The sequence below is a fragment of the bacterium genome, from assembly GCA_020854115.1.
GTDB lineage: Bacteria > Patescibacteriota > Saccharimonadia > CAILAD01.
In genome coordinates this window covers 18,324-30,951 of sequence record JADZGC010000016.1, presented here as the reverse complement: position 1 = coordinate 30,951, position 12,628 = coordinate 18,324, and the positions used below count along the sequence as shown (strand labels likewise).

Sequence of the window (12,628 nt, the reverse complement as noted above, 5' to 3'; positions counted from 1 at the left end):
CCGTATGCGTGCGGATGCGCTTAAGGCAGAACTCCGAGCTATTGGAACCTCTGAGAGGGCGCGGGCATCGGCATGGTTTTTTAAGACTGCGCCAGGGCAGTACGGTCATGGTGACAAGTTTTATGGTGTATCGGTGCCTAATCAGCGGAAGCTCATTCGAAGGTATCGGATTTTGCCCCTGCGAGAAGTGAAGAAACTCTTACAGAGTGAGTATCATGAAGTCCGATTGTGCGCCTGCCTGATTCTGGTCGAACAGTACAAGCGAGGCGATGAGCATCAGAAGCAAGCTGTATATGAGTTTTATCTCAAGAACACGAAGCGCATAAATAATTGGGACCTCGTTGATTCCTCAGCCAGCTATATCGTAGGCGCACATCTGGGTGGCAACGCGTTGCCGGTGCTGGAGAAGTTGGCTCGTTCGGATGACCTGTGGGAGCGGCGTATTGCCATGCTGTCTTGTTTCTATACTATTTGCGAGGGCAAGTCTGAGCTAGCTTTGAGTGTAGCAACCATCCTAGTACATGATTCTCATGATCTGATTCAGAAAGCGGTTGGTTGGATGTTGCGTGAAGTTGGCAAGCGAGTTGGACAAGACGTAGAAGAGGCATGGTTGTGCGAAAGTGACAGATACAAAGCCATGCCTCGGACTATGCTGCGGTATGCGATCGAACGATTTGAGCCGGGACTACGTAAGAAATATCTCAAGGGCTTAATATAAATAGCCGAGATCACGGAGATCCCGGCCGAATGAACGAGCCTAGCGATTGACGCGAACGAGCACGCTTGAGTGCAGCGCGTCTCTGCCACTCGAGGTTATATGCCTCTCGTGGATGGATCGCTAGGAAGTTCTGGCGTGGTGCTTGTGGCGACCGGCGGAGTGCATGGTCATCGTGTGCGTCCTTGACTAGGCGCATTTTCTTTTGCTGCTCACGCATGGCCACGTCGAATGAGTGCCAGATCGATCGGGCGGCATTGATTCGTGTGCGTAGGTTCATTGACACCCCCATGTCTCGGAAAACTTATTCTAACAGGTGACGCTAGGACACAAAAGCACAAGCGTTATCAGGCGGGAGCAAGCTTTGCCCTGGTGCTTATTAGCCACCGACCGGATCTCCCAGCCGAGCTGTCACTATGACTTCGATCTTGCGGCCATCGATCACCCCGTAGTGATGAGCTCTGTACAGTCGTGGAAGAAAATCGAAAATCTTCTCCATCTCCTCTTCGGTGAGCTGCTCCTGCTTGTTGTGGCGCAGCATCAGAACATGCATCTCAGTGGCTTACTGTACGCGCTCAAGCTCTGTCTCGCTGGGCATGCAGAGCTCCATGATGGCCTGGCTCAACTCCCACCGGCCAGGCTGATCTTCTGCGAGTAGTGTACGAACTTACGTTTGCGTCGGCATATTGCCACATCTCTTCTCGTAGGTACGATGCGAGGATTATACCTTCTCACTCACTAATCGTCAAAGTAAAAACGTTCGTCGGTGAGCTCTTCCGGCAGGAAGCCTCCTGGTGCTTGAAAGTCAGCCTGCCATTTGTAGTTTTTGCCATAGCCGAGTTCTTTCATGAGTTTGGTCGGGGCATTACGTAGCTCAAGTGGGACTTGTGCTGCAGGGTAACTTCTAACTGCTTTCTTGGCTCGTCCCATCGCATCGGCAACCGCGCGACTCTTGGGTGATTTTGCCAGTGCTACAGTCGTGTGAGCGAGATGGTACTCGCATTCGGGCAAGCCAACGCGCTCAACAGCTAGAAAGCAGCTTGTGGCGAGATTGAGTGCTGCGGGGGCGGCCATACCAATGTCCTCCGAGGCAAGGATAATCAGGCGTCGAGCAATAAACTTCGGGTCTTCGCCAGCGTCGAGCATGCGGAAGAGGTAGTAGAGCGCGGCGTCGACGTGACTGCCGCGGATCGATTTAATGAATGCCGAGATAAGGTTGTAGTGGAAGTCGCCTGTCTTGTCGTAGCTTAAGTTGACCTGTTGCATTGCTTGCTTAACGGATTCCACAGACAACTTAGTGGGGGACACTTGGATTGCGGCCTCGAGGCCATTGAGTGCGGCTCGCGCATCGCCAGCTGCAAAATCCGCCAAGGCATCGAGAGCATTGGTTTGGACTTTGAGTTGTGGGTAGAGCTTGGTTGCACGTTTGAGAATGGTCACCAGTTCTTTGTGATCGAGACCTTCAAGTACAATGACACGGCTGCGCGAGAGGAGTGGGGTGATAACCTCAAAGCTGGGGTTCTCGGTGGTGGCGCCAATGAGGATGATAGTCCCATTCTCTATGTGAGGGAGAAAGGCGTCTTGCTGGGCTTTATTGAAGCGATGAATTTCATCGACGAAGAGAATCGTGCGCGTATTGAGTCTCTGCATCGCTCGCGCGTCCTCGATCACTCGGAGAACATCTGCCTTACCTGCAGTGACGGCTGAAATCTCGACGAAATGATAATTGCCGGACGCTGCGATGATGCGCGCCAGAGTCGTCTTGCCGCATCCTGGTGGTCCCCAAAAAATGATCGAAGTGATCTCGTCGTGCTCGATGAGTTCACGTACGAATTGACCTTTACCGATGACCTTGCTTTGTCCGACCATTTCTTTGAGCGAGCTCGGTCGCAGTCGATCGGCGAGCGGACGAAACTCTGGTCGTGAGTCAGCAGGAGAAGTGTGTGGCTTATTTGGCATAGCTATAGTATACCTGGACTTGCGAACAAAGAGAGAAAATTATTGGACTGGCGCTGGACTTACTATCTGCAGATAGTTTGTGTAGTCGCTACCGATGATGATTACAAAATCGCTACTAGAGTTGACCCCTGGAGTTGGTGCGCTTGCCTGCACTTTTAATAACCCTTCAAGGTATGACCGAGTATTGGGCTTGCTCGCGCGCGCACTGGAGTTTGAGCTTTTCGGCGTTGAGCTTGCGTCGGTCAAGCTCATGTCGAAGAGTCGTGTGGTTGAATAATCTTTGTTAAGCGCATTTGTGACCTGAGAGATTGCGATTGGGTACTTATCTTTCTCGAACTTAGTTTGGAGTTTACCACCTATGCCTGCCGCCGCAGTTCCATTTTGAATAGTGATTGAGGGGTTTTCTTTCCAGATTGGTCCCCAAGCGAAGATGTTGTCTTCAAAGGTCTGAATAGCTGCAAGCGTACTATCAACCGGTACGAGATCTGATGTTCCGTCGGGAGCTGACTTGAGGAAACCATTCTCTTTGAGCGAAAGTACAACATTGATGAATTGATCGTTTGGGATGTCTTTGGTGAGTTCATTGAGGCGCATGATTTCACCTACCGACATATCAGTTTGAACATTATCGCCGGCTGCCGAAATGAGCGAAGTGAGTTTGGCTGGATTGAGAATAGTTCCGGCCGACATAGCCTTAGAGCGAATGGCCGAGAGGACTTCTTGCTGTCGGGCTGCACGTCCGAAATCATCTCCACAAGTGCCTTTGCGACAACGAGCATATTTGAGCGCCAGTGCACCATCGGCTTTGTATGTGCCTGGTTTGAGCGTGAAGCCACAGCTGCGCCATTGATTATTGTCGCAGGGATACTCTGGGTCGGAGAGGTAGTCCTTATTGTTGATCTCGATACCGCCCACAGCATCCACAGCTTGTTTCAGGCCAGTGAAGTCAGTGCGGATATAATATTGAATTGGCTCATCGAGAAAATTGCTGACGGTCTGTTTGGCAAGCGGTATGTCTCCATAGGCGTTGGCATTATTGATTTTGGCAAAACCATAGCCAGGAATTTTGACGCGCGTATCTCGTGGGATGGATGTCAACGCGACTTTATTCTCTTTTGTATTTACACTGACGAGAATGTTAGTATCGCTTAAGCCAGCTGCTTCGTGGCCTGGGTCGCCGACACCCAGTAAGAGAATATTGACGCGGCCTTCATCTTCACCCTTGAGCTTCTGCGAAAACTTGAAGAAATTTGGTGCAATCTTCGTGATATTGCGCACGGCAAAGAACGCAAACCAAGCACCCGAAATGAGAGTGATGATAAGTATGGCCATGAGAGTTTTTTTCCACCATGGTTTCTTTGGCTTTTCGCGTGTGAAACGCTGCAAATTATGGCGCTTGTCATGAACGGGATCATAGACAAAGTCCGGCCGTACTGACTGGTCGCGTTTTGGCATATCGGTAGGGGATTCCTCCGTTAGGGCTGGTATTGATTGCGAGGACCGCTCGCTACTCAGGGCAAAGGGTATTCTTTCGGCGCGATGTTGCTGATGCGAATCGGCGGGTTGATGCCGCCTGGGTGCCTTTGGCATATAGTGTATTATACTCGGTTACTCAGGCTTGTGTTACATATCCGGACAAGACTTCGCTATACTGCAAATCATGCATGACGAGAAAAGGATCCAGCAGCTTCGTGAGCTAATCTGGGATCATTATGCGCAGTATGGACGCGAGATGCCGTGGCGTGATAACCCATCACCCCACAATGTTGTGGCGAGTGAGGTGATGCTACAGCAGACACAGGTCGATAGGATGCGTCCGAAGTTTCAGTCTTGGGTGCAGGCCTGGCCAGACTTCGAGGCATTGTCTCGTGCTACTACCGAAGAAGTGCTGAGGGCCTGGCAGGGGCTCGGCTACAATCATCGTGTGCTTTGTGGCTCAAGCAGCTTGCGGAGAGAGTAGTAGCCGAATATGCCTGCAAACTGCCGACTAGTGTGTCTGATCTGACCCAATTTCGAGCATTGGCCCGAATATTGCTGGAGCCATCCTCGCATATGCTTTCAATCATCTGGCACTATTTATTGAGACAAATATTCGGCGTGTCTTTTTGCACGAATTCTTTACCGATGCCGACGACGTGAGCGATACTGAGTTGATGATATATGTCGAAACCGCATTGGATCGCGAGCATCCACGCCAATGGTATTGGGCCTTGATGGGTTATGGCGCCTGGCCGTCAAAGCAAGTGGTAAATCCAAATTGTTGGAGCTGGCATTATGTGTGCCAGTCAAAGTTTGAATGCTCTTATCGGTAGTTGTGCGGGGCGATTCTGGTGGCTGTATTGCGAGTGCAGACCATTACCCTTACTGACCTAGCCCGACAGCTCGAACAGGACGTGGCCAAGGTATTGAGGTGGTTGATGAGCTGGTTGTCGAGGGGTTTTTGAGTCGAGCGGGCAAGCGGGTTACAATTGAGAGTAGGGATGAGTAAGCATAATATACATACGGAGCCCGAGATGAAGCAGCACTATTGGTTTCGAGCCAAAAAATATGGTTGGGGCTGGGTGCCGGTCACATGGCAAGCTTGGTTAATAGTAGCCATTTGGTCGGCGATCTTTGCGGGAATTATTGCGCTGCTTGACCTGCGCTTTAATGGCTCGTGGCAGGGGCCGGTATTTTCTATATTGATCGGCTTTGTGTGGGCAAGTGTATTAATCTACATATCATATAAGAAAGGTGAACCGCCACGCTGGCAGTGGGGCGGTAAGAAAGGGGACACTTAGGACATGAACATAATTTTATTCACGCACTTGATAGGATTTGCGATTGGTTTTGGGTCGGTACTATTAGTCGATACAGTCGGGCTTTTATGGGTATTTCGAAAAGTGAAAGTCTCACAGCTCGGATGGCTCACGGGCATCGCTCAGAAGCTTATATGGGCATCGGTCGTCATTCAGGTTATCAGCGGCAGTATACTGCTTGACCCTGAATACGTGACGATCCGCACTAAAATTAAGTTAGCGGCGGTTCTGATCCTAGTGATCAATGGCGTAGTGTTTGATCGTATACGTAAGCAGATGTTGGCGTATAAGCAAGATGACTTCTGGAAAATGCCACGACCTTTTCAGCTTTTGTCTGTAGCTGCGATTAGTCTCTCGCAGCTCTGTTGGTGGACTGCGACGGTGATCGGCTTTATCGCTTCTTCGCGGTAGTTGGTTTTTTCTGCAGGCGCGCTAATTCCTCGCGCACAACCGCTCGATCATCCCAGGCGGACTTCTTGCCATCAATAATGATCGATTGCTCAGCTCCTTTGCCGGTGATGAGAACAATGTCGCCGGCTTTAGCGAGACTAAGTGCCTTGCGGATTCCTTCACGCCTATCTGGTATAGCGAAGTATGTGTGATTACGTAAGCCCTTTGCTTCTTCGACACCCTTCGCAATATCGGTGATGATAGCGTCGGGATCATCTCGGTAGGGGTCGACGTTCGAGAGAATCACGAAATCGCTACCCTGCATGGCGATTTTGCCCATGATAGGGCGTTTTTGTTCGTCACGGCCTCCGCCCTCGGCTCCAAGCAAAGTGATAATGCGCTGTGTGGCATTCGTACGCATCGCAGCGGCAGTCTGCATCAAGGCTTCCATACCTGTTTCTTCGTGGGCGTAATCAACCAGCACAGTATACTTCTGGCCTGCCTTGATCGGCTCCATCCGACCCGGAATAACGCCTAGTGCTCGGAGGCCTTTTTGAATGTTGCTGGCTGATTTGCCGAGCTCCAGAGCGGTAGCAATTGCGCCTGTGGCGTTTGAGATATTGACTGCTCCAGGAAGGGGGATGGTGTACGCCTGTTTATTGATCACAAACGAAGATTTTTGATTTTGGACGAGTAAGCGAGTGGCGCGGTAATTGCTCTTGGTTCGGATACTATAGCTGCGCTTAATGTCGGCCAAGTGGGCGAAGTATTGTGGGAAATGTTCTGCATCGGCATTTGCAACGAGGATTTTTGGCTGAACACGTCCGTTGATCAATTTTGGTTTTTGGTGTGCGACCTGCCTGAATACTCTCTGATTGTGATCGTGTAATTTGTCTAATGAATAGTCATGGCTAGCCATCAACTCACGCGTTACATTTGTAAAAACTAACACGTCATAATGAATGCCGACGTGTCGCCACTGCGCTTGGCCTTCGGATGGAACTTCCATAATCGCGTACTGACAACCACTACGTCGCATGGCATCCAGGGTCTTCTGTAGACGATGGCGACCTGGCATTGTCATGTGGTATGGGTTGAGCTGCTCATCTTTGCCGATACGTATATTGGCAGTGCCAATCAGTCCCACTTTAGATCCATCGCCACTGAGCGCTGCCCAGAGCAGATTGGCTAGAGTGGTTTTGCCTTTACTGCCTACGATCCCAATGACAATCATATGCTTGCTAGGGTTGCGATAGGCGAAGCTGGCTGCGAGGGCTTCAGTATAGTGAAAAGCGTTAATGGCTTTTTTGGGCACGAGTTTTTTTATTCTGGAAAGCATATTAATATTGTACCTGTTTTTTGCCTAAAAAGCCGGCGTAATAAGAAAATCCCGAGACCGTTAAGCCTCGGGGAGGGGAGTCAATGACTCAGTGATGCGAACAGTATGGGCCTAGATGAGAGGCGCTGCTGTTAGTTTTGGCGAAAGTGCCAGGGTGGTCCGGGAAGGACTGGTGGGACTTCTGAACGAACCACCCTGGCGTCAGCCGGCATCGAGTGGCAGGGGATTGGGAACGACGGGAATGCTCGATATACGCGACGTCGTTTGCATCGTAGTCTATCGCTAGATCGTCGTCAACAGCTGCGTGGGCAGGTATAATTAAACTACTTATGCAAAAAGACATACGAATCTTCGCAGCCGGCACGAATCTTGGGAGCTTCAGCTATGGGGCCGAAGATGGGCCTGAAGTATTGCTAGAGAGAGGGCTTGAGGGGGTACTTGCTCCATGCGCATCATCGATAGAGCTCGTGCAGTGGTCGGTCGATTCGCTTCACGTCGGTGCCCAGGAAGCTCAGGGTGTACGTAATGCACATCGCTTGATTCCGTGGTTGATTGGCTTACGTAAAGCAATCGTTGTAACAGAATCGAGCGCGCTACCAGTTGTGTTGGGTGGGGATCATTCAGTAGCTGTAGCTAGCTTGCTCGCAACGCGAGAGCGTCATCCAGACGCAGTGTGTGTATATATCGACGCTCATCCAGACACCCAGGCTCCCGGCACATCTACGACTCATAATCTGCACGGTATGCCGGTGCGAGTTGCGACAGGCGGTGCATTGTACGAGCACTTCTATGGTCCCTACATGAAGCCTCAGGATTTTTATTATGTCGCTATCAAAGATATTGATCAGCCAGAGGCCGACTGGATAAATATAGAAGGTGTGGCACATGCAACCATGGACGATGTGATCGCTTCGGGTATTGGAGCCGTTATGCGTGACGTACGAAAATGGGCTGCGGGGCGACCAATCCATGTGAGCTTTGATATAGACTCGATTGATCAGCAATTCGCGCCTGGTACAGGCATCAAGAATCAGGGTGGCCTTACCTATCGCGAAGCCGTCTACATTGCTCGCCAACTGGCGGCAGAGAATATTATCGCGATTGACCTAGTCGAATTTAATCCTATGTGTGACATCGATGGCCGCACCGGTGATTTAGCGATTGAGCTATTAGCGCATCTACTGGGTATTCGCTGGGATAGTTATACGCGCTACTTGCATCATGAATAAGACATCATTCTGGCACTCCGATCGAGCGAAAGCGACCACAATAGTGTCGGTGCTTGTTGTAGCATTTTACTTACTCTGGGTCTTCGTTGTCCCTGATGCGTGGCGACATAGGCTTGAGGTGAAGTTGCAGCCAAAGCCCGTGAGTGTCGCTGCCCAAGCCGGGCAAAAGCTATTAGTTACCGACTGTAGTGCGCTGGCATTGCCAGAGGATTTTGAGTGGCACACGGCTGAAGATACGTGTAGCTTTTCTGCCTATTCGCGTCCAAGGAAGCATATCTATATCACGCTCAATACATACATAGACAGTGAGGTTCGGGATGCGGAGTCTGACTGGCGCAATCGTTGGAGTGGGCTAGAAGCACAATTGAAGTCGCGTGAAATGGTGCAGTGGGGGAACAAAACTGCCGACAAGCTTGTTGAACAATATCCTCAAAATAGCGAATCAATGGTGACGTTCTTACTGACCTTGCGTGATCCGCTACCGCTGCAGAGTGGTTATAAGCTCAAGCAATTTGAATTGCGAGCCTGGTATACATCTCAGTCTGATCGTGACGTGGTAGATGCTGTAGTGCGTGATTGGCAATGGCGGTTTTGATCTGATAAGCATGCACAAATGCAAGATAACACTCTGCTATACTGAGAGGTAGCATGCAGCCGGATACCAATCAGTCTAGTGATACAAATTCGCAGCCAGCGGGAGCTACACCGCCGGTTTTTCATAATCCGCTGGCCCAAGGCTATACCGATCGGACCGCTCAATTGCCAGATCTGACGAGTGGGCAGAGCCTACCTGTTCAACCGACCACTGATGTAAACGCCGCACCACAGCCAGTAGTCTCCTCACAACAAACTACTCCTACAACGCCACTGGTATCGATTCCTCCATCTGAATCAAGCGCTACTCCTGCTGCGTTATTTGATGTACCTGGTGCGGCGTCTGGACCGGAAAGTGATATTGATACTCCGCTTATTCCAGATCCGACACCGATTCAGCCTGCACCCGTACGACTTGCCCAAGACCCAAAGACCGGCAGCTTCCCGCTCCCCGCAACTAATGTGCCACCGCATCTTACTGCACCCGCCCAGGGGACGACTAATCAAGCAGCGTCTTTATCCAGGACAAATGTACCAAAGCAGCATCCGATACGTCGATTGCTGATCATACTTGCTGTAGTCTTTGTGCTGCTCATCGGCGGATTTGTTGGCTGGCGAGTATACCAACAGCGCGCTGTCGTACAACCTACTCCGAGCACGGCTGTGACACCAGTGCGCGATACTGCCGTGAAAGCATTAGCGAGTGGTTATGAGCGTCTGGAAACTGCTTGTTATAGCTTGCAAATACCAAACCAGCCTCGAGTGGATGTGAATAAAGACTGCCAGCTCTCAGTTTTCTATGGTACTCAAAAGGTATCGTCAGTGGTTGTGTCTACATTTCGTGATTTTGATTTTGTCGCCGAAGATACTACCCAGGCTTCTTCATCACCTTCGGCTCAGCGGTTTGATTCGAAGAGGGTACTTGATGCATTGATCACAAATGCGACCACCGGCAAGGCTATCTCGGCACGGCAAGATATTAAGATTGGCAATATTGATGCTGTGAAGGTAGTGGGCGCGGCGCAAGCGGGGGGTGACCCGGTCTATGTGAATGTCTTCATTGTACTACCCGAGTCCGATCAGCAGTTTGCGGAGAAGAATTTTATCGCCTTTACTATTACGGGTGCGTACAACGATAGCTATAGTCGCAAAACCTTCGACCATGTGATTGATACATGGTCATGGAAGTAAAACAGACTCAAGCATTGATTATGCACGGTTGGGATGACGACCCAAGCCGTGGTTGGGTTGGTTGGCTTGGTGACCAGCTGCGAGTGCGCGGATACGATGTCTTGGCTCCACACTTTCCGACCATACGGAGACGGTCCGATATCGGTGCTTGGCATGAGGCATTAAAGGAGGTGCGATATGAAATGCAGGATGATGCTGTGGCTGTTGGGCACTCATTGGGGTGTTGGCAGATACTGAGGATGCTTGAACTACCGGGGGAGAAGGTAAGGCTGCGCACGGCAGTGCTTGTGTCGGGCTTCTATGATGCTTCGGATCCACGAGCCCATGACTTTTTTAGGCCCGAGCCTGATTGGGGCTTGCTCAAATCAACAGTCGATCATTGGATATGTATATTGAGCCGAGATGATCAGATAGTTGCACCTGATCGGACGCGTGCACTGGCCGGCAAATTATCTGCAGAACTGGTTGAATTGGAGGGCCACGGTCATTTTCTAGGTTCGAAGGGGATGTATGAGTTCCCGGAAATATTGGAGTATGTGTAAGATTGCTACCACGCGCACATAAGAATTTTCGTACGACGATCGGTTTTTTAGAATGAGCAAGCTATAATAGAACGCATGAATGACGCCGAACTTGTAAAGTCAAAGCTCGATATTGTAGATGTGGTTGGTGGATATGTCGAGCTCAAGAAAGCCGGCAAGGACTACAAAGCTCGCTCGCCATTTCGCGACGAACGTACTGCCAGTTTCTTCGTGAGTCCCGACAAGCAGATTTGGCATGACTTTGGTTCGAGCGAAGGTGGTGATGTGATTAGTTTTGTTATGAAGATAGAAGGTCTGAGCTTTCCGGAGGCTCTTGAGATGCTCGCTCATCGCGCTGGCATTACGTTGAGCCGCAAAGCATCTGGTCCCCGAGATGATAGGAATAGGCTGTATGAGCTCATGGAGCTAGCTGTAAAGTATTATCATCTGCAACTATCTCAATCGCCTGACGCATTGCGTTATATCAAGGATCAGCGTGGCATGAAGGCTGAGACGATCAAGGCTTTTACGCTCGGGTATGCCCCAGACCCCTGGTCTAGCTTTACTGACTATGCTCTCAAGAAAGGTTATATACTCGCCGAGCTCAAGCAGGCGGGCCTAAGCGCTCAAAAAGCAGGGAGGCAGACGGGCTATGACTTATTTCGCGATCGTATTATGTTTCCTGTCTATGATGCGAGAGGAAGGGCAGTCGGTTTTTCTGGGCGCTTGTTAAGTGATGCAAAGGCTGCGAAGTACATCAACTCACCTGATACACCGATCTATCATAAAACCACAGCCATCTTTGGACTCAAGCAGGCAAAAAAAGCGATTCGTGCTAAAGAGGAAGTAATCATTGTTGAGGGGCATCTGGACATGATGAGTGTCTGGCAGGCTGGATATGAGCAGGTCGTGGCGGTCAGCGGTACTGCATTGACACAGGAACAGCTAGTCAGCTTGAGTCGGCTCGCAACGCATGTGAAGCTGTGCTTTGATCAGGATGAGGCCGGCATAAAAGCCACGCAGCGAGCCTTAGATCTGGCTGCCGATTTACCGATCAGGCTGGAGGTTATTCGATTTGACGAAGCAAAGGATCCGGATGAACTCATTAAGCGAGACAGCAAGCTGTGGGAACAAGCCTACGCGGGCGCCACGTATGCAGTCGACTACATTATTAGTTTTAGTGCGCAGCAGTTTGACCTCTCAACTGGTGATGGCAAGAAGAAATTTGCAGCCTTCGTTTTGCCGACAATCGCGCGCTTGCGAGATGCAGTTGAGCAAGATCATTATGTCAGGCAAATCGCGGCAATGCTAGCAGTAGATGTGCAATTGCTTCGAGAACAAATGCGTAAGGTAGGTAGAAAAAATAATACAACGAGCACAAAAGTAGCTCAAGCTGTTGAGCTGATAGACAATAGGGATACGACGAATGCTGCTCACCTGCCTAGCCCTATATCACGCCAAGAGCAGCTCGAAAATATGCTCATGGAGATGGCTGTCGCATTCGCTGACACACGAATTGTTTTACAAGACCTCAATATCTCTGATGCGACAGAAAAAAATAAGCCACTCATACAGCTTCTCATAGACCGGCCGGAAATAACTGAGAAGCAGCTCTTAAAAGCCTTGCCAGACTTATCAAATCATGTTAAGATGCTTTCACTACGGGGTGAACATGAATACTCGCATTTAAGCGAGAACGAACGAGGGCTCGAAGCCTTTACCCAAGTGCATACAGTGCAAAAACATATATTTAGTCTCAAGAAACGGGAATTATCACGCCAATTAGCCGTCGCCGAACAAAAAGGTGATAGTGCGGCAGCCGGCGAACTTCTCAAAGCGTACCAGCGCCTCCTGGAAGATGAAAGCACCTATCTATAATCAGATTGTTATCA

General features: G+C 50.2%; 14 protein-coding genes. 10 read left to right on the top strand and 4 right to left on the bottom strand.

All coding sequences use genetic code 11. From position 1 onward, the window contains the following. The first annotated feature begins 4 nt into the window (after positions 1-4). Positions 5-718, top strand: a complete 714-nt coding sequence (locus tag IT415_03030; protein MCC7543660.1) for a DNA alkylation repair protein — start codon at positions 5-7, stop codon at positions 716-718. Positions 719-728: 10 nt separating this feature from the next. On the opposite strand, the gene IT415_03025 is transcribed toward IT415_03030, so the two are convergent. Beyond that, a complete protein-coding gene (locus IT415_03025) occupies positions 729-995 on the bottom strand; it encodes a hypothetical protein (protein MCC7543659.1) in 267 nt (88 codons plus the stop codon). A 174-nt stretch (positions 996-1,169) separates the two neighbouring features. On the opposite strand from IT415_03025, the gene IT415_03020 reads away from it, so the two are divergent. Then, positions 1,170-1,373, top strand: coding sequence for a hypothetical protein (locus IT415_03020; protein ID MCC7543658.1), 204 nt, complete (start codon positions 1,170-1,172; stop codon positions 1,371-1,373). A gap of 80 nt (positions 1,374-1,453) precedes the next feature. Here IT415_03020 and IT415_03015 read toward each other — a convergent pair whose 3' ends face one another. Both IT415_03015 and IT415_03010 read right to left on the bottom strand, forming a co-directional pair. Beyond that, the gene (locus IT415_03015; GenBank protein ID MCC7543657.1) at positions 1,454-2,674 is read right to left on the bottom strand and encodes a replication-associated recombination protein A; all 1,221 of its coding nucleotides are present in this window, start codon (positions 2,672-2,674) and stop codon (positions 1,454-1,456) included. 39 nt (positions 2,675-2,713) lie between these two features. Then, positions 2,714-4,129, bottom strand: a complete 1,416-nt coding sequence (locus IT415_03010) for an LCP family protein (protein MCC7543656.1) — start codon at positions 4,127-4,129, stop codon at positions 2,714-2,716. Between the two features lie 205 nt (positions 4,130-4,334). On the opposite strand from IT415_03010, the gene IT415_03005 reads away from it, so the two are divergent. From IT415_03005 to IT415_02995, 3 genes are all read left to right on the top strand, one after another. Then, the gene (locus IT415_03005) at positions 4,335-4,634 is read left to right on the top strand and encodes a hypothetical protein (GenBank protein ID MCC7543655.1); all 300 of its coding nucleotides are present in this window, start codon (positions 4,335-4,337) and stop codon (positions 4,632-4,634) included. Positions 4,635-5,187: 553 nt separating this feature from the next. Further along, the gene (locus tag IT415_03000) at positions 5,188-5,454 is read left to right on the top strand and encodes a hypothetical protein (GenBank protein ID MCC7543654.1); all 267 of its coding nucleotides are present in this window, start codon (positions 5,188-5,190) and stop codon (positions 5,452-5,454) included. A 3-nt stretch (positions 5,455-5,457) separates the two neighbouring features. Continuing rightward, the gene (locus tag IT415_02995; protein MCC7543653.1) at positions 5,458-5,883 is read left to right on the top strand and encodes a hypothetical protein; all 426 of its coding nucleotides are present in this window, start codon (positions 5,458-5,460) and stop codon (positions 5,881-5,883) included. Here IT415_02995 and murE read toward each other — a convergent pair. Next, complete coding sequence (gene murE / locus IT415_02990) at positions 5,864-7,201, bottom strand: UDP-N-acetylmuramyl-tripeptide synthetase (protein MCC7543652.1); 1,338 nt, start codon at positions 7,199-7,201, stop codon at positions 5,864-5,866. The genes IT415_02995 and murE overlap by 20 nt on opposite strands. 329 nt (positions 7,202-7,530) lie before the next feature. Between murE and IT415_02985 the strand changes: the two genes are divergently transcribed. From IT415_02985 to IT415_02965, 5 genes are all read left to right on the top strand, one after another. Beyond that, the gene (locus IT415_02985) at positions 7,531-8,430 is read left to right on the top strand and encodes an arginase family protein (protein MCC7543651.1); all 900 of its coding nucleotides are present in this window, start codon (positions 7,531-7,533) and stop codon (positions 8,428-8,430) included. Next, entirely contained in the window at positions 8,423-9,025 is a 603-nt protein-coding gene (locus IT415_02980; protein MCC7543650.1) for a hypothetical protein, read from the top strand. The genes IT415_02985 and IT415_02980 overlap by 8 nt, the downstream gene beginning before the upstream one ends. A gap of 53 nt (positions 9,026-9,078) precedes the next feature. Beyond that, positions 9,079-10,215, top strand: coding sequence for a hypothetical protein (locus IT415_02975; GenBank protein MCC7543649.1), 1,137 nt, complete (start codon positions 9,079-9,081; stop codon positions 10,213-10,215). Then, the gene (locus tag IT415_02970) at positions 10,206-10,757 is read left to right on the top strand and encodes an alpha/beta hydrolase (protein MCC7543648.1); all 552 of its coding nucleotides are present in this window, start codon (positions 10,206-10,208) and stop codon (positions 10,755-10,757) included. The genes IT415_02975 and IT415_02970 overlap by 10 nt, the downstream gene beginning before the upstream one ends. A 75-nt stretch (positions 10,758-10,832) precedes the next feature. After that, entirely contained in the window at positions 10,833-12,614 is a 1,782-nt protein-coding gene (locus IT415_02965) for a DNA primase (GenBank protein ID MCC7543647.1), read from the top strand. Positions 12,615-12,628: the final 14 nt, after the last annotated feature.

What these genes read in the sequence shown, in the direction of transcription:
- IT415_03030 (MCC7543660.1), top strand. Translation starts at nt 5, where the DNA reads ATGCGTGCGGATGCGCTTAAGGCAGAACTCCGAGCTATTGGAACCTCT.
- IT415_03025 (MCC7543659.1), bottom strand. Translation starts at nt 995, where the DNA reads ATGAACCTACGCACACGAATCAATGCCGCCCGATCGATCTGGCACTCA.
- IT415_03020 (MCC7543658.1), top strand. Translation starts at nt 1,170, where the DNA reads ATGAGCTCTGTACAGTCGTGGAAGAAAATCGAAAATCTTCTCCATCTC.
- IT415_03015 (MCC7543657.1), bottom strand. Translation starts at nt 2,674, where the DNA reads ATGCCAAATAAGCCACACACTTCTCCTGCTGACTCACGACCAGAGTTT.
- IT415_03010 (MCC7543656.1), bottom strand. Translation starts at nt 4,129, where the DNA reads ATGCCAAAACGCGACCAGTCAGTACGGCCGGACTTTGTCTATGATCCC.
- IT415_03005 (MCC7543655.1), top strand. Translation starts at nt 4,335, where the DNA reads ATGCATGACGAGAAAAGGATCCAGCAGCTTCGTGAGCTAATCTGGGAT.
- IT415_03000 (MCC7543654.1), top strand. Translation starts at nt 5,188, where the DNA reads ATGAAGCAGCACTATTGGTTTCGAGCCAAAAAATATGGTTGGGGCTGG.
- IT415_02995 (MCC7543653.1), top strand. Translation starts at nt 5,458, where the DNA reads ATGAACATAATTTTATTCACGCACTTGATAGGATTTGCGATTGGTTTT.
- murE (MCC7543652.1), bottom strand. Translation starts at nt 7,201, where the DNA reads ATGCTTTCCAGAATAAAAAAACTCGTGCCCAAAAAAGCCATTAACGCT.
- IT415_02985 (MCC7543651.1), top strand. Translation starts at nt 7,531, where the DNA reads ATGCAAAAAGACATACGAATCTTCGCAGCCGGCACGAATCTTGGGAGC.
- IT415_02980 (MCC7543650.1), top strand. Translation starts at nt 8,423, where the DNA reads ATGAATAAGACATCATTCTGGCACTCCGATCGAGCGAAAGCGACCACA.
- IT415_02975 (MCC7543649.1), top strand. Translation starts at nt 9,079, where the DNA reads ATGCAGCCGGATACCAATCAGTCTAGTGATACAAATTCGCAGCCAGCG.
- IT415_02970 (MCC7543648.1), top strand. Translation starts at nt 10,206, where the DNA reads ATGGAAGTAAAACAGACTCAAGCATTGATTATGCACGGTTGGGATGAC.
- IT415_02965 (MCC7543647.1), top strand. Translation starts at nt 10,833, where the DNA reads ATGAATGACGCCGAACTTGTAAAGTCAAAGCTCGATATTGTAGATGTG.